The organism is Psychrobacter sp. AOP3-A1-26 (genome assembly GCF_052378235.1).
GTDB lineage: Bacteria > Pseudomonadota > Gammaproteobacteria > Pseudomonadales > Moraxellaceae > Psychrobacter.
In genome coordinates, this window is the sequence record NZ_JBQSXN010000167.1 from 1 (window position 1) to 1716 (window position 1716).

The 1716-nt window shown below is 34.7% G+C and carries 2 protein-coding genes; both read left to right on the top strand.

All coding sequences use genetic code 11. The features are described 5' to 3' along the window. Positions 1-759: 759 nt before the first annotated feature. Entirely contained in the window at positions 760-1356 is a 597-nt protein-coding gene (locus ACT3TU_RS14085; RefSeq protein WP_192524922.1) for a hypothetical protein, read from the top strand. Next, positions 1353-1706, top strand: a complete 354-nt coding sequence (locus ACT3TU_RS14090; protein WP_192524921.1) for a hypothetical protein — start codon at positions 1353-1355, stop codon at positions 1704-1706. The genes ACT3TU_RS14085 and ACT3TU_RS14090 overlap by 4 nt, the downstream gene beginning before the upstream one ends. Positions 1707-1716 lie beyond the last annotated feature (10 nt).

Here is a 1716-nt window from a genome sequence, read left to right on the forward strand (position 1 = left end):
CTAGATAAAGCCCCCTAACTTAGTTGTTAGGGGGCTTTTCTTTGTCCACTATTTCTATATATCTACAATACGACCTACCACCCAATCCTATTTAAAGTATTGGCTCTTGCGAACGGGGAATTGACATGCAATTTCTTGTCAGTTCTCAGTTCTCAGTTCTCAGGTCATCGTCAGCTCTCTATTTCTTAATAATTCACTTATAAAAAATTGCGATGTGATTTTTTTGTTCAGGATTTAAAAATGCATAAATATTTTCCAAAATACAGCGTGTGCGATATCGTGTTTGTTGCTATATTAACGATTAGTATTATTTTAAATTAGGTTCATAGGTATTAGCAGGACCTTTAATTAAGATAGAAATAAGTTTTAACTTGGAAGAACGAAATGTTATTTTGTGAAAACTGTCATCAAGCTGCTACTCATGTTCTTGTGGATTATCGTCATAATATTATTGAACCTTTTGAGTTTTACTGCTCTAAGCACGCTTTCAATGATGGACGAGAGGAATGTCCTTGCTGTTATACCTTTGCAATAGAGGTGTACGATGAAACAATTGATAAGTATATAGAGCTTTTACCTACCTATCCTTTAGGAACACTAGATTATGAAGGCTGTTGCTGTCAACATCCTTAATAGTAGGTAATATCATAATCTAGCAAGTTTCTTTATAGAAAAGAGTGATACGTTCTTTTCTTATTTTTTAATTGACTATTCTGTCTGCTAAAGTGTGCGTAATCTCGTTAAGGAGTAATAATACAGATGCCGTTTAATGAAATAATGACTGACACCATAAAAATCTTAAAGCAAAATGGAGAGGTAGTTTCAGATATTAAATCTAGCGTACAAAAAAATAAAATTTTCATCCAACGCTCTGACATTCTTGTAGAAATAGGTGACTTAATCCAGCGTTCGATGAGTAATGGAGCAGAAGAAACATACAAAGTTATCGACCCAGGCTTTCATGAAAAACTCCATAGTATTCCTGCTGGTTATCAGATGGATGTGATTAAACTTGGTCTTCCTGAGGCAAAAGCTGCCGTCCAGCATGTTACTTATAATATATCTGGAGTAAACAATCGCTTTAGTCAAAATTCAACAGATAACTCTGTCAATATTGTAAATTCGAATTCAGAGATCCAAGAGCATATAGTTGCTTTGCGTGATGAAATTAGTAGATTAAACCTTTCCAAAGAAGAGCAACGGGCATCTTATGAAGTTATTGATGCAGTTGAAGCTCAATTTGGAGATGGTAAACCAAGTAAAGCAGTTGTGCAAATGCTTCTAAATGGACTACCTAATGCAGGAAGTATTGCTACAATTAGTTCATTTTTTCTTTCTTTATTGGATAAATTATGAAACTAGATGATTTCGTTGCAGAAACATTAAAGCAGATTATTAAAGGGGTGGTGGCAGCGCAGGAGTATGGCCAGACTCACAATGCTAATATAAACCCTGCAACAGCAGTATTTAATAGTGCTGCTGAAGGACAAGCATTTTGCCAAGAGACTGGAATTTTATTACAAAAAATTGGATTCGATATAGCAGTTACAGTAAATGAATCTCAAACTGCATCAAATGATGGAGAGTCTGTAGGCTCTATTTCTGTATCTTCAACAAGCTCAAACAGTCTGCAGAATAGTTCAGTAAGTAGAGTTCAATTTGAAGTTCCGATACTATTACCCACAACTAGCAAGAAGTCTAGATAGAAAAAAATTT

Excerpts from the sequence above, each read along its gene's own strand:
- ACT3TU_RS14085 (WP_192524922.1), top strand. The coding sequence starts at position 760 with ATGCCGTTTAATGAAATAATGACTGACACCATAAAAATCTTAAAGCAA.
- ACT3TU_RS14090 (WP_192524921.1), top strand. The coding sequence starts at position 1,353 with ATGAAACTAGATGATTTCGTTGCAGAAACATTAAAGCAGATTATTAAA.